The 21,692-nt window shown below is 64.8% G+C and carries 21 protein-coding genes; 12 read left to right on the top strand and 9 right to left on the bottom strand.

All coding sequences use genetic code 11. From position 1 onward, the window contains the following. Window positions 1–2: 2 nt before the first annotated feature. The 3 genes from VGN62_RS13680 to plsY form a co-directional block, all read right to left on the bottom strand. On the bottom strand, window positions 3–1,574 hold the full coding sequence (locus tag VGN62_RS13680) for a vWA domain-containing protein (protein WP_327454755.1): 1,572 nt from the start codon (window positions 1,572–1,574) through the stop codon (window positions 3–5). A gap of 116 nt (window positions 1,575–1,690) precedes the next feature. Continuing rightward, window positions 1,691–2,776 carry a DNA-processing protein DprA gene (gene dprA, locus VGN62_RS13675; RefSeq protein ID WP_327454753.1) on the bottom strand — a complete coding sequence of 362 codons (1,086 nt, stop codon included), beginning with the start codon at window positions 2,774–2,776 and terminating at the stop codon, window positions 1,691–1,693. Beyond that, complete coding sequence (gene plsY / locus VGN62_RS13670; RefSeq protein WP_327454751.1) at window positions 2,773–3,375, bottom strand: glycerol-3-phosphate 1-O-acyltransferase PlsY; 603 nt, start codon at window positions 3,373–3,375, stop codon at window positions 2,773–2,775. Before plsY ends, dprA begins: the two co-directional genes overlap by 4 nt. 122 nt (window positions 3,376–3,497) lie before the next feature. Between plsY and murI the strand changes: the two genes are divergently transcribed. Beyond that, window positions 3,498–4,304, top strand: a complete 807-nt coding sequence (murI, locus tag VGN62_RS13665; RefSeq protein WP_327454749.1) for a glutamate racemase — start codon at window positions 3,498–3,500, stop codon at window positions 4,302–4,304. A 5-nt stretch (window positions 4,305–4,309) separates the two neighbouring features. On the opposite strand, the gene VGN62_RS13660 is transcribed toward murI, so the two are convergent. Then, complete coding sequence (locus tag VGN62_RS13660) at window positions 4,310–4,828, bottom strand: hypothetical protein (protein ID WP_327454747.1); 519 nt, start codon at window positions 4,826–4,828, stop codon at window positions 4,310–4,312. 237 nt (window positions 4,829–5,065) lie between these two features. Between VGN62_RS13660 and hemA the strand changes: the two genes are divergently transcribed. From hemA to VGN62_RS13645, 3 genes are all read left to right on the top strand, one after another. Next, on the top strand, window positions 5,066–6,286 hold the full coding sequence (gene hemA, locus VGN62_RS13655; RefSeq protein ID WP_327454745.1) for a 5-aminolevulinate synthase: 1,221 nt from the start codon (window positions 5,066–5,068) through the stop codon (window positions 6,284–6,286). Then, window positions 6,283–6,972 carry a nitroreductase gene (locus tag VGN62_RS13650; RefSeq protein WP_327454743.1) on the top strand — a complete coding sequence of 230 codons (690 nt, stop codon included), beginning with the start codon at window positions 6,283–6,285 and terminating at the stop codon, window positions 6,970–6,972. Before hemA ends, VGN62_RS13650 begins: the two co-directional genes overlap by 4 nt. A gap of 255 nt (window positions 6,973–7,227) precedes the next feature. Further along, window positions 7,228–8,478, top strand: coding sequence for a cytochrome b/b6 domain-containing protein (locus VGN62_RS13645; protein ID WP_327454741.1), 1,251 nt, complete (start codon window positions 7,228–7,230; stop codon window positions 8,476–8,478). A gap of 8 nt (window positions 8,479–8,486) precedes the next feature. On the opposite strand, the gene VGN62_RS13640 is transcribed toward VGN62_RS13645, so the two are convergent. The 3 genes from VGN62_RS13640 to VGN62_RS13630 form a co-directional block, all read right to left on the bottom strand. Further along, window positions 8,487–9,077 carry a GNAT family N-acetyltransferase gene (locus VGN62_RS13640; RefSeq protein WP_327454738.1) on the bottom strand — a complete coding sequence of 197 codons (591 nt, stop codon included), beginning with the start codon at window positions 9,075–9,077 and terminating at the stop codon, window positions 8,487–8,489. Between the two features lie 74 nt (window positions 9,078–9,151). Next, window positions 9,152–9,604, bottom strand: a complete 453-nt coding sequence (locus tag VGN62_RS13635) for a hypothetical protein (RefSeq protein ID WP_327454736.1) — start codon at window positions 9,602–9,604, stop codon at window positions 9,152–9,154. A 49-nt stretch (window positions 9,605–9,653) separates the two neighbouring features. After that, complete coding sequence (locus VGN62_RS13630) at window positions 9,654–10,643, bottom strand: threonine ammonia-lyase (protein WP_327454734.1); 990 nt, start codon at window positions 10,641–10,643, stop codon at window positions 9,654–9,656. 65 nt (window positions 10,644–10,708) lie between these two features. Between VGN62_RS13630 and VGN62_RS13625 the strand changes: the two genes are divergently transcribed. From VGN62_RS13625 to VGN62_RS13605, 5 genes are all read left to right on the top strand, one after another. Beyond that, complete coding sequence (locus VGN62_RS13625; RefSeq protein WP_327454732.1) at window positions 10,709–11,917, top strand: saccharopine dehydrogenase family protein; 1,209 nt, start codon at window positions 10,709–10,711, stop codon at window positions 11,915–11,917. Between the two features lie 98 nt (window positions 11,918–12,015). After that, window positions 12,016–13,104, top strand: a complete 1,089-nt coding sequence (locus VGN62_RS13620; RefSeq protein ID WP_327454730.1) for an alpha/beta hydrolase — start codon at window positions 12,016–12,018, stop codon at window positions 13,102–13,104. Next, the gene (locus tag VGN62_RS13615) at window positions 13,101–13,451 is read left to right on the top strand and encodes a DMT family protein (RefSeq protein WP_327454728.1); all 351 of its coding nucleotides are present in this window, start codon (window positions 13,101–13,103) and stop codon (window positions 13,449–13,451) included. Before VGN62_RS13620 ends, VGN62_RS13615 begins: the two co-directional genes overlap by 4 nt. Before the next feature lie 17 nt (window positions 13,452–13,468). Then, entirely contained in the window at window positions 13,469–14,641 is a 1,173-nt protein-coding gene (locus VGN62_RS13610; protein ID WP_327454726.1) for a carboxynorspermidine decarboxylase, read from the top strand. Between the two features lie 8 nt (window positions 14,642–14,649). Continuing rightward, the gene (locus VGN62_RS13605) at window positions 14,650–15,054 is read left to right on the top strand and encodes a hypothetical protein (RefSeq protein ID WP_327454724.1); all 405 of its coding nucleotides are present in this window, start codon (window positions 14,650–14,652) and stop codon (window positions 15,052–15,054) included. Between the two features lie 16 nt (window positions 15,055–15,070). On the opposite strand, the gene VGN62_RS13600 is transcribed toward VGN62_RS13605, so the two are convergent. Further along, entirely contained in the window at window positions 15,071–15,811 is a 741-nt protein-coding gene (locus VGN62_RS13600) for a hypothetical protein (protein WP_327454722.1), read from the bottom strand. A 56-nt stretch (window positions 15,812–15,867) separates the two neighbouring features. After that, the gene (locus tag VGN62_RS13595) at window positions 15,868–17,529 is read right to left on the bottom strand and encodes an FAD-dependent oxidoreductase (RefSeq protein WP_327454720.1); all 1,662 of its coding nucleotides are present in this window, start codon (window positions 17,527–17,529) and stop codon (window positions 15,868–15,870) included. Window positions 17,530–17,781: 252 nt separating this feature from the next. Between VGN62_RS13595 and VGN62_RS13590 the strand changes: the two genes are divergently transcribed. The 3 genes from VGN62_RS13590 (at window position 17,782) to VGN62_RS13580 (ending at window position 21,628) form a co-directional block, all read left to right on the top strand. Continuing rightward, window positions 17,782–18,978, top strand: coding sequence for a type III PLP-dependent enzyme (locus VGN62_RS13590; RefSeq protein WP_327454718.1), 1,197 nt, complete (start codon window positions 17,782–17,784; stop codon window positions 18,976–18,978). A 90-nt stretch (window positions 18,979–19,068) separates the two neighbouring features. Beyond that, window positions 19,069–20,394 (top strand): MFS transporter, encoded by a 1,326-nt coding sequence (locus VGN62_RS13585; protein WP_327454717.1) that lies wholly within the window; start codon window positions 19,069–19,071, stop codon window positions 20,392–20,394. A 73-nt stretch (window positions 20,395–20,467) separates the two neighbouring features. Continuing rightward, window positions 20,468–21,628, top strand: a complete 1,161-nt coding sequence (locus VGN62_RS13580) for a CoA transferase (protein WP_327454716.1) — start codon at window positions 20,468–20,470, stop codon at window positions 21,626–21,628. Window positions 21,629–21,692 lie beyond the last annotated feature (64 nt).

Raw genomic sequence — 21,692 nt, 5'->3', positions numbered from 1 at the left:
CGTTACCCATTCTGCCATTTGAAGTCGGCGGGCAGGACGCATTTCCCGGCGTCATATTTGCCGACGCTGCGGATGATCTCCTGATCCTCAGGCTCGATACGGCGGCCGCTGATCTGGCTGTCGATCACGCGGCGGACAAGCGCGTCGAGTTTGGTCACGAGGTAGCAATCGATCGCCGGCGGCGCGTGCGGATTGCCGACGCCGCTGTCGTCGGTGAGGAACAGGTAACGCGACTGCGTGGCCGCCGCCATCGCGCGCATCGCATATTCGGCCTTGTCGGCGACGCCGGAAGCCGCAACCGGAGTGACATGGATCCGCTTGGCGCGCGCGGCTTCGGCTGCAGCCCAGGTTCGGGCGAACTTGTCGTCATGCGGAGGCGCGTCGGCGACGAGGAGCAGCGACTTCACCGCATCGGGGCGCCAGTCCTGACCGACCGCGCGGATCATCGCCTGATCCATCGCCTCGGGATAGTCGCCGCCGCCATTGGCCTGTTGCTGCGCGAGCGCGCCCTGCACGCGCCCGATGTCGCGGTCGAAAGCGATCGTGCGCGTCACATAATCGTCGCCGAGATCGCGGTAGAAGACGAAGCCGATGCGGATATCGAGGTCGCGGTGCTTCGCGGTGATCGCGCCGATGATCGACCGCAGTTCGGCCTGAAGGTAATTGATCTCGTCGCCCATGCTGCCCGTCGTGTCGACGACAAGCATCAGGTCGAGCTTGGTCACCTTTGCCGCCGCCTGACTGGCCGTCAGGCCGACGAGTTGCCCGCCAGCGGCGTTGCTCACGAGCACGGGCCGCGCGTCGGCGATGGTCCGCCCCGCCTTCCGCGCCGACACGGTAATCCGTTCGCTCAGCCTGTCGAGGCCCGGGAAGAAGACCGCGCTGCCGTCGGCCTGCGTTGCCATCGTGATGCTGTTGCCGTCGCTGCATGTCACGACGACATCGGCAAAGGGGATCGGCTGCCCGCTGCGGTCATTGACCTTCACCGTCACGACCCGCGTCGTGTCGACGCGCGGCAGGCTCTGAACCTCCTGCCCCAGATTGCCGCTGCGGTTGACGTAGGAGGCGTAAAGTTCGGGGTTGAGCAGGTCGTCGTGCTCGCCCGCGGTCAATATGCCCGACTGTGGCTGCGGTTGCGGGCGAGGATAGGGTCGGGGCGGCGGCATCACGCGCGTGTCCGTGGACGTCGCCGAAGGCTCGGCGGATCGTTCTGCCGCCGCATCCTCGGCACCGACCGCCGTCACCGGGCTCGCCGCTTCGAGGTCGGGCCGCGAAATGCGCGACCCCGTGACGATCACCTCGGATGCCTCGCTCATGTCCACATAGGCCGGCGGCGGTGGCGCCATGGGTGCTGGCGGCGGCGGAGGCGGCGGGGGACCGCCATAACGACCGCCCTTGCCCGCCTGCTGCTGCTGCGGCCGAACCTCGGGATCGAGCTTTGGCAGGGGCGCCGCGTTGCGGCAGAAACCCTCGCGGGAAGCAGGCTTCGAATGCGCCATCGCGAGCGGGATCGGGATGGGCGCCGAGGCCAGCACCGCAAACATCGTGACACTCGTCAGCAACCGGCTTCGCATCATCCAAACTCCCCGTCATGTGATACAATATCATCAAACTGCGGGGTCGCCGCTGAACCGTGACTGAACCGCGATGAAGCGTTAGATGGCCGGCAATTGGCTCGCTGTGCGAGCGATCACACGAGCGAAATCTTCGCGCCGGCGTGGCGCTCGACACGGCCGGCGAGTTCGAGTTCGAGCAGCACCAGATGGACCGCCGCCGCCGCCTGTCCCGACTGCCGCACCAGTTCATCGACCGCGACCGGCGTCGGGCCGAGCAGGTCGATCAACGCGCGCCGTTCGCCATCGGTGGCATCCGCCGGCGCCGCGGGAGCCACCAAGCGCTGCGTCGGTTCGCGCACCATCCGGGCGTCGATCGGCCCCACCGCTTCGAGGACGTCGTCGATCGTCTGGATCAGCGTCGCGCCTTCGCGGATCAGCATATTGCAACCCTGCGCGCGCGGGTCGAGCGGCGACCCCGGCACAGCCATCACCTCGCGCCCATAATCCCCTGCGCGGCGCGCAGTAATCAGCGATCCCGATCTGGGCGCCGCCTCGATCACCACCGTTCCGTGCGCAAGTCCCGCAATGATCCGGTTGCGCGACGGAAAATGGCGCGCGAGCGGCTCGGTGCCCGGCGGCTGTTCGGCGACGAGCAACTGGTCGCTGGCGATCTTTTCCTGCAGCGCCGCGTTTTCGGGCGGAAAAGCGATGTCGATCCCGCTTGCAATCACGCCGACGGTTGCTCCGCCCAGCGCACCGACATGCGCGGCGGTGTCGACGCCGCGCGCCAGCCCGCTGACCACCGTCACGCCGCGCGCACCAAGGTCGGCGCCAAGCTGGCGTGCGAAGCGGCACGCAACGGCAGAAGCATTGCGCGCGCCGACGATCGCGACGCACGGCCGCCGCAGCATCGCTGCGTCGCCGCGCATCACGAGCACGGGCGGCGCGCCCTCGACTTCGCGGAGCAACGGCGAATAATCATCCTCATCGACGAAGACATGCCGGGCGCCGAGGCTTGCCACACGATCGAGCTCACGTTCGGCAACGTCGAGGGGCGCGATGCGCGCCTTCCCTGCCCCGCCGCGCAGCACGAGATCGGGCAGCGCCTCCAGCGCCGCCTCGCCCGATCCGAAGCGCAACATCAACTGGTGCCAGCTTACCGGTCCGACGTGCAGCGTGCGGATCAGCCGCAGCCGTGCCAGCCGTTCGGCGTGGGTCACGCGCTTTCTTTCTTTCCGCCGATGCGCGGCTCGGTGCCGGCGCGCAGCCGCGCGATATTCTCGCGGTGGCGCCACAGCACGATCACCGCCAGACCCGTGAGGCCGATCGCATAGACCGGATAGCCGAGCGCGAGCGCGGCGATGGGGGCTGACACCGCGCCCAGCATGCCGCCGAGCGACGAGATACGAAGCAGCAGCACGGCGCCGAGCCACACGACCGCAAAGACCAGCCCGATCGGCCAGGCGAGTGCGAGCGCGAGGCCGAGCAGCGTCGCGACGCCCTTGCCGCCCCGGAAGTTCAGCCAGACGGGATAGCAGTGACCGATCATCGCCGCGGCGCCCGCGATCATCGCGGCGTGGTCGCCGAGTTCGGGTGCGAAATGTCGTGCGAGCAGCACCGCGACGGCGCCCTTCGCACCGTCGAGGATCAGCGTTGCCGCGGCGAGGCCCTTGCGCCCGGTGCGCAGGACGTTGGTCGCGCCGATATTGCCCGACCCGATCTGGCGCAGGTCGCCCGCGCCGAACAGCCGTGTCAGGATGACGCCAAAGGGGATCGATCCGAGAAGATAGCCGGCAGCGACCAGGTAAAATATCGTCATGGCAATCCCCGCTTCGTTCCACGCCTATGTGGCGATGTTACGGGCAGCAATCAACGGATTCGGATGCGATGGGTATCAAAATGGATTTGATAGCGGTCGCTCCCGCCTGCTAGGCGGACGCGATGCACGCCCCATCGCCCGACGCCCCGATCCTTTTCTTCGACAGCGGCCTCGGCGGGCTTACCGTGCTTGGGCCGACGCGTGCGCTGCTGCCGACCGCGCCGATCGTCTATGCCGCCGACTATGCGGGGCTGCCCTATGGCAAGAAAAGCAACGAGGAGCTCGCCGCGCGCGTCCCGGCGCTGCTCGGCCGCCTCGTCGAGCGATATCAGCCGCGCCTCGCGGTGATCGCGTGCAACACCGCGTCGACGATCGCCTTGTCGCACGTCCGTGCCGCGCTCGACGTGCCGATCGTCGGTACCGTCCCCGCGATCAAGCCCGCCGCCGAGATGACGAAAACGGGCGTCATTGGCGTCCTCGGAACCGAAGCAACGGTGCGCCAGCCCTATGTCGACGACCTGAGCGAGCGTTTCGCGCGCGGCAAGACCGTTCTCCGCCACGGCAGCCCCGGCCTCGTCACCGGTGCCGAGGCAAAGCTGCGCGGCGAGAACGTCGATCCTGCGGTCATCACCCGCGCCGTCGCGGGGCTTCGCGACCAGCCGGGCGGAGACGCGATCGACGTCATCGTCCTCGCCTGCACGCACTTCCCGCTCCTGCACGATGAGTTGCAGGCGGCGGTTGGACCCGACGTCCGGTTGATCGACGGCGCCGAGGGCATCGCCCGCCGCGTCGCGCACCTGACCGAAGGCCAGCGCTGGCCCGAAACCGGGGCGCCCGGCCTCGCGGTATTCACGCGCAGCGAAGACCGCCCGCCGCCGCCGCTCGCGGCGCTGGCACCTTATGGCATCGGCGCGATCGAGACGATCTAGCGGCGCTATTCGTTGCCGGCGGCACACGCTGCCAGCCAGGCGCGCTCTTCGGGTTCGGGGCCTTGCTCGCCCAAATCGGCGACCTTCGGCATCCCGACGAGCCGGCTTGCCCCCGCGCAAGGATGGCGATTGCGGCTTCCGAACAGGCGTCCGCTGCACAGACCCAGTCTCCGGTCTGTGGCCTGCCAGCCCACCTTTTCGGCGCCCTCGGGCGCGCGCCCGCTGCAATGGGTGTCGGTTTCCGACCCCGGATCGCCGCAAATCTTCTCGATATGCGCGACATTCGCTTTCACCGTGCCGACGAAACGCTGCTCGTAATAGGCGTTGGTCGCGAAATAGCGCTGGACCCCGCACACGCGGTTCCCGCGCTGGGCAAGCATCTTATATTCGCAGATCTCTGCGCCCTGCCAGGTGTCGCAGGACATCCACGCGCCTTCGAACGGAGCTGGCGTCAACGCCGGCGCAGCGGTTGACGCGGCGATCCCCGCGGTGATCGTCAGGATGACGGCTGTGGCCAGGCGCATATCGATTATTCCTTCCTCTGGAGTTCGGTTTCTCCCTTGCACGCGATGCGTCAAGGGCGCGGTGCGGACGATCACAATGCCCCCGTACAGCGCCAGCCGGTAGGACAATTTGCCCTATAGCTGCGAATCGTTCGCACTGGATTTCGGCCGAATTCGGCGTTATTGGCCCGCATGTTAATAGCCGCCGGAGGGAGCGGCCCAAGAGCCTGGACTGGCACCTGACTGCGGGGCTGAAACGTGAACTATAACGATATTTTCGCACGCGCGATCGACCGGCTGCACGAAGAAGGGCGTTACCGCGTCTTCATCGACATCCTGCGCAACAAGGGCGCCTTTCCCAACGCACGCTGCTTCGCCGGCCACAACGGGCCGAAGCCGATCACCGTGTGGTGCTCGAACGATTATCTCGCGATGGGCCAGCATCCCAAGGTCATCGCCGCGATGGAAGAAGCGCTGCACGACGTCGGCGCGGGTTCGGGCGGCACGCGCAATATCGGCGGCAACACGCACTATCACGTCGATCTCGAACATGAACTCGCCGACCTGCACGGCAAGGAAGGCGCGCTGCTCTTCACCTCGGGCTATATCTCGAACGAGGCGACGCTCGGCACGCTCGGCAAGCTCCTGCCGAACTGCATCATCTATTCGGACGAATTGAACCACGCCTCGATGATCGCGGGCATCCGCAATTCGGGCTGTGAAAAGCGCGTGTGGCGCCACAACGACCTCGAACATCTCGAAGAACTGCTGGCCGCCGACGATCCGGAAGCGGCCAAGCTGATCGCGTTCGAAAGCGTCTATTCGATGGACGGCGACGTCGCCCCGATCCACGCGATCTGCGACCTCGCCGACAAATATAACGCGCTCACCTATTGCGACGAAGTCCATGCCGTCGGGATGTATGGCCCGCGCGGCGGCGGCATCAGCGATCGCGACGAAGCCGCAAGCCGCATCACCATCATCGAAGGCACGCTCGGCAAGGCGTTCGGCGTGATGGGCGGCTATATCGCGGCCGACAAGAATATCATCGACGTGATCCGCAGCTATGCGCCCGGCTTCATCTTCACCACCAGCCTGTCGCCGGTGCTCGTTGCGGGCGTGCTTGCAAGCGTGCGGCACCTGAAGGCGTCGAGCGTCGAACGCGACGCGCAGCAGGAGGCTGCGGCCTACCTCAAGCAATGCTTCCGCGATGCGGGCTTGCCGGTGATGGATTCGACGACGCACATCGTTCCGCTGATGGTCGGCGATCCGGTGCGCGCGAAGAAGATCAGCGACATATTGCTCGCCGAATATGGCGTCTATGTGCAGCCGATCAATTTCCCGACCGTGCCGCGCGGCACCGAACGCCTGCGCTTCACGCCCGGCCCGGCGCATGACGAGGCGATGATGCGCGAGCTGACGCAGGCGCTGGTCGAAATCTGGGACCGCCTCGAACTGCAGCTCCAGAAGGCCGCGTGACGCTCTCTGCCGGTTATGACGAAGTCGTTGTCGGACGCCGCTCGATCCGCGGCTTCCTCGACAAGCCTGTTCCGAAAGCGATTGTCGCTGAAGTGATCGAGGTTGCGATGCGCGCGCCCTCGTCGTTCAATAACCAGTGCTGGAATTTCTCGGTCGTCACCGGGGAACCGCTCGCGGCGATCCGCCGAGGGAACACCGAAGGCATCCTCGCGGGCAAGCCCGACAGCCGCGAGTTCCGCCGCTTCGACGGCATCGCCGACGACCACCGCAGCCGCCAGATCGAGATCGCCAAGCAGCTCTTCGGTGCGATGGGCATTGCGCGCGAAGACAAGGATGCGCGGCAGGATTGGGTGCTGCGCGGTTTTCGCCAGTTCGACGCGCCGGTCAGCATCGTCGTCACCTATGACCGCGTCCTGCTCGGCAGCGACATCGCGCCGTTCGATTGCGGCGCGGTGACCAATGCGCTGGTCAACGCCGCCTGGTCGCGCGGGCTGGGCTGTGTGATCAACAGCCAGGGCATCATGCAAAGCCCCGTCGTGCGCGAACATGCGCGCATCCCCGACGATCAGGTCATCATGATCTGCGTCGCGATGGGCTGGCCCGACGCCGATTTCCCGGCGAATGCGGTGGTATCGAACCGCAAGAGCGTCGATGACGCAGTGCGGTTCGTCGGCTTCGATGACTGAGTCATTTGCTCAATCTACTTGAAATCCTTGGAATCGCGGCTGACGCAGGGAATGGCATTCCCGAAAACCGTCGGGAGCGGGTTGGATGCCTGTTCGCGCTTTCAGTGGTCATACCGGTCGCCGTAATCTTATTCGCCGTCGAATGGATCATTTGATCACGCGCCGCGGCAGGCGTATCGCCCATCTCTTCGACAAGGTCGCGATGATCCGATAGGGTGAATTCCGAATCCGGCGTCCCCATCACGAAAGATTATCATGCCAGCACAGCGTTATAGCTATACCGCCATCACGCTTCACTGGCTGATCGCGCTACTGCTGGCATTCCAGATCGCGCTGGGCTGGGCGCTCGAAGGCAACAACAGCCCCGAACTTTTCGCGCGCTACCAGCTGCACAAGTCGATCGGCATCTCGATTCTGCTGCTCAGCCTCGCCCGCCTCGCGGTGCGCCTGTTCTCGTCGCGTCCTCCGGCGTCTGAGGGACCGGCTTGGACGCGCGCGCTTGCGAGCACCGTACACGGGCTTTTCTATCTTGTGATGATCCTCGGCCCGATCACCGGCTGGCTGCTCGTTTCGACGGCGAAGGTACAGGTCCCGACCTTGCTCTATGGCATCGTCCCTTGGCCGCACCTGCCTGTCGGCCGTGCCTGGCACGAACCCGCCGAAAGCATCCATGGGGCGATGGCGTGGCTCGCGATCGGGCTGTTCGCACTCCACATCGCGGGCGCGCTGCGCCACCAATGGCTGCTCGGTAAACCCGAACTTCAGCGGATGATCCCCTTTGCACGCGGCAAGGCGGTCGGGGTTGCGATCGGGGCGCTGGCGGTGGTCGGCGCAGCCTTCGCTGCGGACAATCTCGTCTATCCCGATCGGCTGCAGCGGGTCGCAGAAAAGCAATCGGCAGCGCCCGCCGCCCAGCCCGGCGCGCCTTCGATTCCTTCACCGAAGGTCGAGGAAACGCCCGAAGTCGAAGCAACCGAAACGACGCCCGAAGAGACTGCGCAGCCGCTTGCCGACTGGACCGTCGCGTCGGGCGGCCGCCTTGGCTTCACCGCGCGCTGGAACGGCGAGGCCGTGAACGGCAGCTTCAGCCGCTGGCGCGCTGCCATCCGTTTCAGCCCCGACGAGCTCGCCAAATCGACGATCCGCGTGACCGTCGACCTCGCATCCGCCGACACCGGCGACGGGCAACGCGACGATTCACTCAAGAGCAGCGATTTCTTCAACGTCCCGGCACAACCGAACGCGGTGTTCAGTGCGCGCGACATACGACACCTCGGCGGCGACCGTTATGAGGCGCGCGGCACGCTCGACCTGCGCAGGGTCAGCAAACCGGCAACGATACGCTTCACGCTGCGTATCGATGGCGACCGCGCGCGCGTCACCGGGACCGCGCGCATCGACCGCACGTCCTTCGGTGTCGGTCAGGGCGAATGGGCGGCAACCGACGCGATCGCAGCGGGCGTGGACATCGCCTTTTCCTTCACTGCGACGCGCCCGGCGTCCTGACACACCCTTCAGGCAGGCGGACGCGTCATGCCCCAGAAATGCGGGCCGCCGCCGGCCACGTCCCATTCGGCCTGTGTGACGAAGCCCAGCCGCTCATAAAGCGGGACATTTGCCGGCGTCGCAGTCTCCAGCCAGCAGGACAGTCCTTCGGCGTCGGCTGCTGCTGTTTGTGCGCGGATGATGCGTCCGCCATGCCCCTTGCCCTGATGTTCGGTACGCACGCCGACATAATGAAGATACCAGAAGCGTCCCTTCGGCCGATGCGCGTCTATGCTCTCTTGCACCTTTAACCCGCGCGGAAGGGTGGTCCCGAAGGTCGCAACGAGCGGGACGACGGTGCGGAGGAATTCGAGTGTTCCGCTATGTGCCTGTCCCGGCGCACGCCAGAGCGCGGCGGCTTCGTCGCCCGCCGCGCGGAGCGCCAGCCCTGCGCGCATATCGGCGGGGACGAGCACGCGAAACAGGCCTCGGAGCGCACGGGTCCGGTGATCGGAGCCGGGCAGGATCCACGACAGCGCGGGATCGGTCTGGAACGCCTGCGCCAGCGTTTCGACAAGCGCGGTCTGGTCCGCTTGGTCAGCCCGAACGATCGCGTTCATTTCACCCCCTCGCCATGCCCGCTTTTACGCTACTAGCGGGATTTCCACCTCCACGGGAATGACGAAGTTAAGGTTCAATCGCGGCAATAGCCCTCGCCCTGTTTGACAATCAGGCATTCCTTCTTGCCCGCCAGATATTTGAGGCCGGTTTCGTCGCCGCTGCCGCGGCGCAGACTCAATTCCTCGCCGCCGCGCTTGAATTTGATGCCATGCTCGCTGTCTTCGCCGTCATAGGTCCCCTTGGTGTCGAGGTCCGACTGCATCTCCAGCTTGTATTTGCCGGGTTCAGCGGTGGTGATCGTGGCGTACATGCCTTCGACCCCGGTCCATTTGCCGGCCCAGCTCGCAAAGCGGTGCGGCGCAGTCGCAGGATCGGTCGCCTCGGCGCCCTCGGGCGGCACGGTTTCGACCGGAACCTCAGTCGTCGTCGCATCTGTCGGCGCGGGCGCAGGCGCTTCCGCCTTCTCGCATCCGCTCAGAACAGCCAGCGCCGCCGCGCCGGCCAGGATCAAGCCCGTTTTCGTCATCATGTCTCTCCTTCCCCGCTTCAACGCGCCGAGGGAAACAAATATCCCGTCATTCGGCAAGAATTTCCGCATAGTGCCTGGGATCGACATTGCCGCCCGACAGGGTAACGAGGGTCGCATCGCCGAGTTCGACCTTGCCCGCGAGCACCGCCGCAAGCGCAGCGGCGCCGCCGGGCTCGACGACCAGATGCAGCTTTTCGAACGCCACGCGCATCGCATGACGCACTTCGTCGCGGGTCACCACGACGCCGCGTACGCCCCGCGCCTGCAGCACCGCGAAATTGATCGGCCAGGTCTGCGGCGTCTGGAGCGCGTCGCATTCGGTAGGATAAGCGAGGTCTTCGACCGACAGGATTTCGCCAGCTTCAAGGCTGCGGGTAACATCGTCCCAGCCCTCGGGTTCGACCGCGACGACTTCGGCATAAGGACACGCAAGCGCGAGCCCCGCAGAAAGGCCGCCGCCACCGCAACAGGCGATGATCCTGTCGGGCCCAGCGATCCCGCGCGCGGCGAGCTGTGCGTGCGCCTCGATGCCGGCGCTTCCCTGCCCTTCGATGATCCACGGGTCGCCATAAGCATGGACCAGCGTCCCGCCACGCTGTTCGAGCAGCTTTGCCGCGACGGCATCGCGCGATTCGGTGACCCGGTCATAAAGAACCACCTCTGCGCCGAGCGCGCGCGTCGCTGCGAGCTTCATCTGCGGCGCGTTGCTCGGCATGACAATCGTCGCCGGTATACCGAGACGTTTCGCCGCCCAGGCGACACCCTGCGCATGATTGCCGCTCGATACGCCGACGACGCCCGCCGCCGCCTGTTCGGGCGTCAGGTCGGTGAGCCGGTGCCACGCCCCGCGAATCTTGAAGGCGCCGACGGGCTGAAGGCATTCGGCCTTGCACCAGATCGTCTTGCCATCGATGTCCATCGGCAGCAGCGGCGTCAGCGGCAGGAGTTCGGCGACCTTGGCCGCGGCGCGTTCGACGCCCGCAAGCGTGGGCGCCCGGTTCGGGTCGAGCAGGGGATCGGGGCTTTGCTGTGTCATGGCTTCGTCCTATAGGGCCGGTCATACAAGACAAGGCGGCAACGGTCCGCGACAGGAGATTTTTCATGAGCAAGGTTCTGGTGATCGGCGCAGGCGGCGTCGGTTCGGTCGCGGTGCACAAGATGGCGATGAACCCCGACATTTTTCCCGACATCACGCTGGCGAGCCGCCGCAAGTTCAAGTGCGACGCGATCGCCGAATCGGTGAAGGCGCGCACCGGCGTCACGATCAAGACCGCCGAAGTCGACGCCGACCACATCGACGCGACCGCCGCGCTGATCCGTTCGATCGGTGCGACGCACGTCGTGAACCTCGCGCTGCCCTATCAGGATCTCACGATCATGGAGGCGTGCCTGTCGACCGGCGCGCATTATCTCGACACCGCCAACTACGAACCGCGCGACGAGGCCAAGTTCGAATATCATTGGCAGTGGGCGTATCAGGATCGCTTCAAGGACGCCGGATTGATGGCGCTGCTCGGCTCGGGCTTCGACCCCGGCGTGACGAGCGTGTTCACGACCTGGCTGAAGAAGCATCATTTCGACCGCATCGACACGCTCGACATTCTCGATTGCAATGGCGGCGATCACGGCCAGCATTTCGCGACCAACTTCAATCCCGAAATCAACATCCGCGAAGTGACCGCGGTCGCGCGCCACTGGGAAAATGGCGACTGGGTCGAAACCCCGCCGATGTCGGTGAAGCAGAAGTTCGACTTCGAAGCGGTGGGCGAGAAGACGATGTACCTCATGTATCATGAGGAAATCGAAAGCCTTAAGACGCACCTGCCCGAGATCAAGCGCATCCGTTTCTGGATGACCTTTGGCGAGGCGTATATCACGCACCTCACCGTGCTGCAGAATGTCGGCATGACGCGTATCGATCCGGTCATCTACGAAGGCCGCGAGATCATCCCGTTGCAGTTCCTCAAAGCCGTGCTCCCCGAACCGTCGAGCCTTGGTGAGACGACGAAGGGCAAGACCAACATCGGCGTCATTGCGACCGGCCTCGGCAAGGACGGCAAGGAAAAGACGCTCTATCTCTACAATATCTGCGATCACGAAGAGGCGTTCGCCGAAACGGGCAACCAGGCGGTGAGCTATACCACCGGCGTTCCCGCGATGATCGGTGCCGCGATGATGGTCACCGGCACGTGGAGCGGCGACGGCGTGTTCAACATGGAGCAGATGGACCCCGATCCCTTCATGGACATGCTGAACAAGCACGGCCTGCCCTGGCAGGTGAAGGAACTCGACGGTCCGCTGAATTTCTGAGTCCATTCCCTTTTTCGTCATTCCTGCGAAAGCGGGAACCCGGTAGCGACGGCAGAACCGGGTCCCCACTTTATCGGGAATGACGAAAGGCTGTTTTCATGACGTTCCGTATCGTGGCATTTGCGCTGCTTGCTGCTCTCGCCACTCCCGCGTTCGCACAACCCGATGACGCCTATGCACCGGCGCGCGCAATCGTTGCCGACATCGGCAAGATCGTCACGCCGAACGGGGTGCAGGAGACGTTTGAGGCTACGCTCGGCGGCGCGCGGCAGGTCGTGAACGTCCGCGGCTCCGATCGCGACAATCCGATCCTGATTTTCGTTCACGGCGGCCCCGGTGCGGTCGAGATGCCCTTCGCCTGGGCTTTCCAGCGCCCGTGGGAGGACGTGTTCACCGTCGTCCAGTACGACCAGCGCGGCGCCGGACGCTCCTACCCGCTCAACAATCCGGCGGCGCTCGCCCCGACGATGACCCCCGATCGCTACCGCGACGACGCCATCGAGCTGATCGAGCTGCTGCAAAAACGGTACGGCAAGCGCAAGGTCGTGCTGATGGGGCACAGCTGGGGGTCGATCGTCGGCCTGTCGGTCGCCATCAAGCGCCCCGACCTCCTCTACGCCTATGTCGGTGTCGGGCAGGGCATCGATTTTCGCGAAGGCGAAAAGGCCGGGATGGCGTGGACGCGGGCGAAGGCCGTGGCGGCCGGGAACAAGGAGGCCGTGGCCGCAATCGATGCGCTCGCCCCATATCCCGACGGTGATTTCACGATCGCCAAGGCCGACGGCTGGCGCAAATATGCGATTCCCTACGGCTCGCTTATGTACGCCAAACCCGACCTCAACCTCTATTTCCAGACCCCGCGCCTCTCGCCCGAATATAGCGAGGCCGACCGGCAGGCATGGGGCAAAGGCAGCCTCTTTTCGGTGATGACCTTGTGGCCGCGGCTTGCCGGTGTCAGCTTCAGGCCGGTGAAGACGATGTACGTCCCGATTGTCTTCCTGCTCGGACGGCATGACTATACTGTGCCATCGCCGGTGGCGGCCGACTGGTTCGCGCAGGTCAAGGCGCCCTCGAAGAAGCTCGTCTGGCTCGAGCATTCGGCGCATATGCCGATGGTCGAGGAGCCGGGGCATTTCTTCGCCGCGCTGCTTCAGGACGTGCTGCCGCTGACGAAAGACAAGAAATGACCGCCTATCTTGCGCCGATCGGGCTTCTGTTCGTCTCGAATATCTTCATGACCTTTGCCTGGTACGGGCAACTCGGCGCGGTATCGCGGCCGATCTGGCTCGCGGTGCTGATCGCGTGGGGAATCGCCTTTTTCGAGTACTGCCTCGTTATCCCCGCAAACCGTATCGGCTATGGCGTTTACAGCGCTGCCGAACTCAAGACCTTGCAGGAAGTCATCACACTGGTCATATTCGCCGGGTTCGCGGTCTTCTGGCTCGGTGAGAAGCTGACGGTGAACCATCTCGTCGGCTTCGGTCTGATTGCGGCGGGGGCGTTCTTCATCTTCAAGGGACCGATTGCGGTCTGACAGGATTTTACAGCGACATGGAAACCCGTGCCGGCGACCCCGGAGCCTTTGCCCGCTTCGACCTCAGCCGCGTCCCCTCGCCCGCCTTCGTCGTCGATGCTGCGAAAATACGAGCGAACCTCGCGCTGCTGCGCCATATCGGCGATGCGTCGGGCGCGCGGGTACTCGCCGCACTCAAGGCGTTTTCGATGTGGCCGCTGGGGCCGACGGTTGCCGGCTATCTCGACGGTGTGTGCGCTTCCGGCCTTTATGAGGCGAAGCTGGGCCGCAGCGAATATGGCGGCGAGGTCGCGACCTATTGCGCGGGCTACAAGGAAGCCGACCTGCCCGAAATCGCGGCGCTGTCGGATCATCTCATCTTCAACTCGCCGGGGCAGATCGCGCGTTTTCGCCCGCTGCTCGACGAGCTACGCGCCGGAGGCGAAAGCTTCGACGTCGGCCTGCGCATCAACCCGATGCACAGCGAGGGCGAGGTCGCAAAATACGACCCCGCAGCGCCATGCAGCCGCCTCGGCTTCCCGATCAGCCAGTTGCTGCCCGAACATATGGAGGGCGTCGACGGCGTCCATATGCACAGCCTCTGCGAGCAGGATTTTCCGCCGCTCGAGCGGACGTGGAACGCGGTGCAGCCGATGCTGCGCCCCTTCTTCAACCAGCTCAAGTGGATCAACTTCGGCGGCGGGCATCACGTCACGCGCGCCGATTATCAGGTCGATGACCTCATCGCCTTCCTGAAGCAGGTGCGCGCCGCGACCGACTGTGACGTGATGATCGAGCCCGGCGAGGCGATCGCGCTCGACGCGGGCATCCTCGTCGGCGAGGTCCTCGACCTGTTCGACAACGGCATGCCGATCGGCATCACCGATATCTCGGCGACCTGCCATATGCCCGACGTGATCGAGGCGCCTTATCGCCCCGCAATGCTGGGTGAAGGCAGCGACGGAATGCCGACGCGCCTCGGTGGTCCGTCGTGTCTCGCGGGCGACGTCATCGGCGATTATCGCCTGCCCGGCGGTGCGCGCATCGGCCAGCGCTTCGCCTTCCTCGATCAGGCGCATTATTCGATGGTCAAGACGAACACCTTCAACGGCGTGCCGCTGCCGTCGATCTGGCTATGGGACAGCGAGACCGACGCGCTCACGCTGATCCGCGAATTCGGCTATGAGGATTTCAAGACGCGGCTGGGCTGATACAGGCAATGCTGGACCCGCTGGACATGACCGGACTCTGGACGGGCCAATATCGTTATCCCGAGCCATGGGTTCCTCCGACGGGATTTGTCGCGACGATCAACGACAACGCAGGTTCGTTGTCGGGTACGACGACAGAAGCCTCCGAATTGATCGACGGGAACGAACGCGCCGACATTCGCGGCACGCGAAACGGCGCTGCGGTAAGCTTTCACAAATATTATGACGGCGACGGGGCCTATGGCCATTCGGTGACCTACGACGGAGTGCTGAGCAGCGACGGGCAGCAGGTCGAGGGCCGCTGGGCAATCGACGACTATTCGGGCACCTTCGTCATGCACCGCAACCTGCAGTCGTTCGAGCGTGAACAGCTCGAGGCGTCCACAAGGGTCGGCATAACCGTCGAGAGATGACCGGGCTAACGCCGGGTCAGAAATGCGATCCGTTGAAGATCAGCGCAACGGCACGGCCACGCGCGTCGACTGCAGCCAGCGCGTTCCAGACATCTTCGCACTCGAACCCGCATGATATCGTGCGCTCTTCGTGGCGCGCGGTAATCTTGTAGCGTCCGGCAGCGGCCTGGCGGCAGCCGTTGGCGGTCCGCGCCTTGGCGAAAGCCGCATTGCGGATGGAATCATTGCCCTTGTACGGGATCGCCTTCACCGCAGTGCGCGCACCATCGATCGACGGGCACTGATAGACCATTCCCATCCCGGCTGGGTCATAATCCAGCACACCGCCGGGAATGAACTCCGACAGCCAGCGCTCATAATCGGTTCGCGGATGCTTGTCGTTGCCAGTTTCATCGACGATCCCGACGACGCGCACACCGCTCGCATTGACGCCGCGATAGACCAGATGCGTCTCGCTGCCCCCCGCAAGCGGCAACCTCCGCCGCGCGATCACCTGTTGGATCGTGATGGTCGATTTGGCGTCCGGGCTGCTCTGCGAACAGCCCGTCGTGGCGAGCCCCTTGAAGAACAGGGCAGTATCGATCGTGTGGTTCCGCGGCGCCGGCTGAACGCCGTAATAACTGCCCAGCATCTCACGCGCGGCGGCCTCGTCCGGGCAGATGACGGTCGAGAAATCGTTCCTGATATCGGTTTTTGCGGGTAGCGGCTCGCTCGATCCCTGCGCCGCCAACATGATTGCAAAAGCTGCAAGGATCATCGACATTCCCTTTTTTATTTCAACGACAGGGGCTTATCGTCCGGAACGGAGCAAGGTCAACCGGCGGGCGGCGCAATCTCCGCCAGCGCCTGATGGATGTCGCTGATCACGACCGAGCCCTCGCCCACCGACGAAGCGACGCGCTTGACCGATCCTTTGCGTACGTCGCCAATGGCGTAGATACGCGGCCAGCTCGTCTCGTAGCGGCTCGGCATACGGTCGAGCGACCAGCCCGCCTTGACGAGTTCGAGCGGCGCGATATCGGCGCCGGTCTTCACGAAGCCTCGCTCGTCGCACACCATCTCCCTCGGCAACCACGTCGTGTTCGGGCTGGCGCCGAGGAAGAGGAACAGGAAGCCGCAATCGCAATGGTCTTCCGCCCCGGTTTCGCGGCAGCGATAGGTCAGCCCCTCGAGCCGGTCCTCGCCGCGCAGCGCGACGACGTCGGTCGACCCGATAATCTCGATGTTCGGATGCTCTTCGAGCCGTTTGACCAGATATTCGGACATGGTTTCGCGCAGGCTCGACCGGCGGAAAATGACGTATACCTTCTTCGCGACACTCGCGAGATAGATCGCGCCCTGCCCCGCCGAATTGCCCGATCCGACGACTGTGACCTCGGCGTCGCCGCACAGCTGCGCCTCCATCGGTGTCGCCCCATAATAGATGCCGCGCCCTTCATAGGCTTCGATGCCGTCGATCGGCAGGCGCTGGTATTGCGCGCCGCTGGCGACGACGACCGCGCGGCTGCGCAGCTTGCGCCCGTCGGCGAGGTGGAGGCAATAGGCGTCGTCGCCGTCACGGCCGATCGAAGCCGCACGCACGGGCGCGACAATCCGCGCCCCGAATTTCTGCGCCTGCACCGTCGCGCGGCGCGCGAGTTCGTTCCCCGAAATGCCCGTCGGGAAACCGAGGTAATTCTCGATCTTCGACGAAGTCCCCGCCTGTCCGCCGGGCGCCAGCGAATCGAGCGCGATCACCGTCAGCCCCTCCGATGCGGCATAGACCGCCGCCGCCAATCCGCCGGGGCCGCTGCCGACAACCAGTACGTCGGCGGTCGCGCCGTCGGGGAGCAGGTCGAGCCCGAGTCCCGCCGCGAGCTGTTCGGGCGTTGGCTGGACCAGCACATCGGCCGCGCCCAGTATCACCGCGGGGAGCTGCTCGCTCGTCAATCCGCGTTCAGCCATCAGATGCGCTGCCACAGGGCCGTCTGCCGGATCGAACCAGCGATGCGCGACACCGTGCTTCATCAACAGGTCGCGCAGCGCATAGACGCTGCGATCCATTGCGGCGCCGATGACGATCGTCACCGCAAAGCCGCGATGATTGCTGAACTCGCGCCGCGCCGAGAGGACGCGGACGAAAATATCCGAATAATGCGAATTGCCCGCGATCAGCCGCTGGAAATCGGGGTGCGCGATGCGAAGAATCTCTCCATCCGCGCCCATTTCGACGCGCGACAGGTGGCGCTGCCCGGTCAGCACCGACAGATCGCCCGCGAACTGGCCGCGCTCCATCCAGCCGACGCGTTTGCGCCCCTCGTCGGTCGACGCGAAGATGTCGGTGTACCCCGACAAGGTGACGATGCAATCGGGCGCCATCGCCCCTTCCTCGACCAGCAGGTCACCGGCCCTGTGCGATTCGACGGTGCCGAAGCTGCGCAGCTCGTCCAGTTCCGCGTCGGTGAAGTTGTGATTGACCTCGGAACGGGAGACCATGCGCGTATATCCTTTCGGGCTCGATGAACGTTCACCTCTAGCGTCGCCGCAGGTCCTTGTCTCGCTTTTGCCCCGCTCGGCGTGGGTTCGCCCCGGTTCGCCCCCAGTGTTACCGCCTTATTACAAAATTGCGCGATAGGGTCTTTACAGGGGGGACCCCCCTGCATATATCGCCCTCCGCTGCCCCAGGGGGACTTCCAATAACCGCAAGGCAGCCTTTGTGTTGAACGTTATTTTTGGGGGTCCCTTGAGTTGCACCAGCATCATAGCGCCCACGGGCTGATTCAGGCACTTTCGCCGGTCGAACCTGTTACGCTTGTCCGCCCGCACGCCGCGCGGCGCGCAGCGCGTTTCTTCATCGAGCGATTTCCCGGCACGACCATGTATGCGGTCAAGGCGAATCCGTCGCCCGACCTCTTGCGCGTGCTTTGGGATTCGGGCGTCACCCATTATGACGTCGCCTCGATCGCCGAGGTGCGCCTCGCCGCGCGCACGCTTCCCGAAGCGACGCTCTGTTTCATGCATCCGGTGAAGGCCGAGGAAGCGATTTCCGAAGCCTATTGGAAGCATGGCGTGCGCACCTTCTCGCTCGACACGATGGACGAACTCGAGAAGATCGTCCGTGCGACCGAAGGTGCCGCCGACCTCAACCTGCTCGTGCGCCTGCGCGTCTCGTCCGACCATTCGAAGCTCAGCCTTGCGGCGAAGTTCGGAGCCGAGGCCGACGAGGTTGTCGAGCTGCTGATGGCGACCCGCCAGGCCGCCGACGCGCTCGGCATCTGCTTCCATGTCGGCAGCCAGGCGATGACGCCGCACGCCTATGCCCAAGCGATGGAGCGCGTCCGCGCCGCGATCGTCGCGGCGTCGGTGACGGTCGACATCATCGATGTCGGCGGCGGCTTTCCCTCGTCCTATCCGGGCATGGAGCCCCCGCCGCTCGACGCCTATTTCGAGACGATCCACCGCAGCTTCGAAAGCCTGCCGATCAGCTATTCCGCCGAACTCTGGTGCGAGCCGGGCCGCGCGCTGTCGGCCGAGTACAGCTCACTGATCGTGCGCGTCGAAAAGCGCCGCGGCGAAGAGCTGTACATCAACGACGGCGCTTATGGCGCGCTGTTCGACGCCGCCCATGTCGGCTGGCGGTTCCCCGTCTCGCTGCTGCGCGACGCGGACAGTGAAGCCGAGATGGTGCCGTTCAGCTTCTATGGCCCGACCTGCGACGATCTCGACCATATGGCGGGGCCGTTCTTCCTGCCGGCGGACATCAAGGCAGGCGATTTCATCGAAATCGGCATGCTCGGCGCCTATGGCTGCGCGATGCGCACCAAGTTCAACGGCTTCGGCGCCGACGAGACGCATGTCGTCAGCGATGAGCCGATGGCAAGCCTCTACACCGGCAGCGAGGCCGAACCCGAGCGCCGCAGCGCGACGGTGACCAAGCTGTTCTGACGAACTGCGACAGATACGAATAGGGAGGGCCGGCGCAGCGATGCGACCGGCCCTTTCCCTTTCGAACCAAGGCGCTAGATTGCGCCGCCCATGCAGCCCTTCCATCATCTCCTTGCCAACAACCTCGTTGCCAACATCACCAACTTCACGGTGTGGTTTGCGCTGACCTTCTGGACTTTTCTCGAAACCCAGTCGGTGTTCGCGACGGGGATGATCGCGGGCATCTATCTCGTGCTCACGGCCGCGCTTGGCATCTGGTTCGGCAGCCTCGTCGATCATCATGGCAAGCGCAACATGATGCTTGTGTCGAGCATCGCCTCGCTGATCCTCTACGCGATCGCGTTCACAGGCTATGCGCTCGATCCCGCCATTCGCGCCGCCGACGTGTCGAGCGCCACGCTCTGGCTGTTCATCCTCGTTTCGATGTTCGCGGTGATCGTCGGCAATATCCGGATGATCGCGCTGCCCACGCTGGTTACGCTGCTGGTGCCCGAGGACCGGCGCGACAAGGCGAACGGGCTTGTCGGGATGGTCAGCGGCATCGGCTTCCTCACGACATCGGCGATCAGCGGCTTTCTCGTCGCATGGGGCGGGATGGTGGCGACACTCGCCTTCGCGGTCGCCTTTTCGCTCGTCGCCATTGTCCACCTCCTCTTCGTCCATGTCGACGAGCCGCGCGATGAGAAAGCGAACGACGCGCCGCATCGCATCGACCTCGCCGGAACGCTGCGCGTGGTACTCGGCATCCCTGGCCTGCTCGCGCTGATCCTGTTTTCCTGCTTCAACAACCTGCTCGGCGGGGTCTTCATGGCGCTGATGGACGCCTATGGCCTGTCGCTGATGAAGGTCGAGCAATGGGGCCTGCTGTGGGCGGTGCTGTCATGCGCCTTCATCCTCAGCGGCATCGTGATTTCGCGGACCGGGCTCGGCAAGAATCCGATCCGGACGCTCCTCTTCGTGTGCCTCGTCGAATGGGCGGTCGCCGCGGTCTTCACGATCCAGTCGTCGATCCCGCTGCTGGCGATCGGCTGCTTCATCTGGATGTTCCTCGGTCCCTATGCCGAAGCGGCCGAACAGACGGCGCTGCAGAAGGTCGTCCCCTTCGAACGCCAGGGCCGCGTCTTCGGTTTCGCCCAGTCGGTCGAGCAGGCCGCCTCGCCGCTCACCGCCTTCCTGATCGCGCCGCTCACCCAGTTCATCTTCGTGCCGTTGATGACCGACGGCGCGGGCGCCGATGCGATCGGCGACTGGTACGGACGCGGTCCCGAACGCGGGATCGCGATCGTCTTCACGATCGCCGGCCTCCTCGGCATCCTCCTGACGCTGGCGGCGTTCGGCTCGCGATCCTACCGCCGGATATCCGCCGCCTATGCTGCCGGAAATGGCAGTAGCGCAGCCACCGCACCTGCTGCTTGAGGAAAGTTGCGGAAGCCTCTTCCGTTTTACTTTGCAATCATTCTATCCTGCGCCGCAAGGAAGAGGAGAAGCTATGCCCATGCTGTCGGGGATCCGCATTATCGATCTGACGACCGTTATTTTCGGCCCCTATGCAACGCAGATGCTCGCCGATCTGGGCGCCGAGGTGATCAAGGTCGAAACCCCCGGCCTTGGCGACATCTCGCGCTATCTGGGCAGCGGTGTTCCCGACCCTACGATGGGGTCGATCCACCTCACGGTGAACCGCGGCAAGCGTTCGATAGCCCTCGACCTCAAGAAGCCCGAAGATGCGGCCGTGCTAAGCGACCTTGTTGCGAGCGCCGACGTCTTTTTCCACAATGTCCGCGGCAAGGCGATCGCGCGGCTCGGTTTCGACTATGATGCGTGCAGGGCGCTGAAACCCGACATCATCTATGTTCACGGCACCGGCTTCGCACAGGACGGTCCCTATGCCGACCTCCAAGCCTATGACGATGTCATCCAGGCCGCGAGCGGCACCACCAGCCTGTTGCCGCGCGTCGACGGCGACGCCCGCCCGCGCTATTTCCCGTCGCTCATCGCCGACAAGGTCGCGGGCCAGTTCGGCGCACAGGCGATCCTCGCCGCGCTCGTCCATAAGCTGCGGACCGGCGAGGGCCAGCATGTCGAAGTGCCGATGTTCGAGTGTTTTTCTTCCTTCATGCTGACCGAGCACCTGCGCGACGCCGCGCTCGACCCGCCGATCGGCCCCGCGGGTTATCCGCGCCAGCTCGACCCGACGCGCCAGCCCTTCCCGACGCGCGACGGCTATCTCGCGATCGTTCCTTACACCCCCGACTCGACCGCGCGGCTGATGGCGCTTCTCGGAAGTGCAGACCTGCTCGAAACGCCGGAATATGAAGCGGCGAAGGCAAAGGGGCAGCATATGCCGATCATCTACAGCGAGATCGCCCGCAAGACGCCGGCAAAGACCAGCGCCGAATGGCTCACACTTTTCGCCGATAACGACATTCCGGCGATGGCGGCGCGCGACCTTCAGGATATCAAAGAGGACCCGCATTTCGTCGCGACCGGCTTTTTCCTCCATCGCACGCACCCCGATGTCGGCGCGTTTCACGAAATGCAGCCGCCGGTGAAGTATGGCGCGATGGCGCCGCGCGACCTCGGTTTCGCGCCGCGGGTCGATGGCGACGGGGCAGCTATCCGCGCGGAACTGGCGACCGGTAGGGCCTGAACGTCTGCCGTTGCATTGTCGGCGATGCCCTCTAGCATCCCCGACTGGAACAAGGGGGGAGCCA

It is taken from the genome of Sphingopyxis sp. (genome assembly GCF_035998905.1).
Taxonomy (GTDB): Bacteria; Pseudomonadota; Alphaproteobacteria; order Sphingomonadales; family Sphingomonadaceae; genus Sphingopyxis.
Note: the sequence above shows the minus strand (reverse complement) of the source record. Positions and strands in the feature narration are given on the sequence as shown.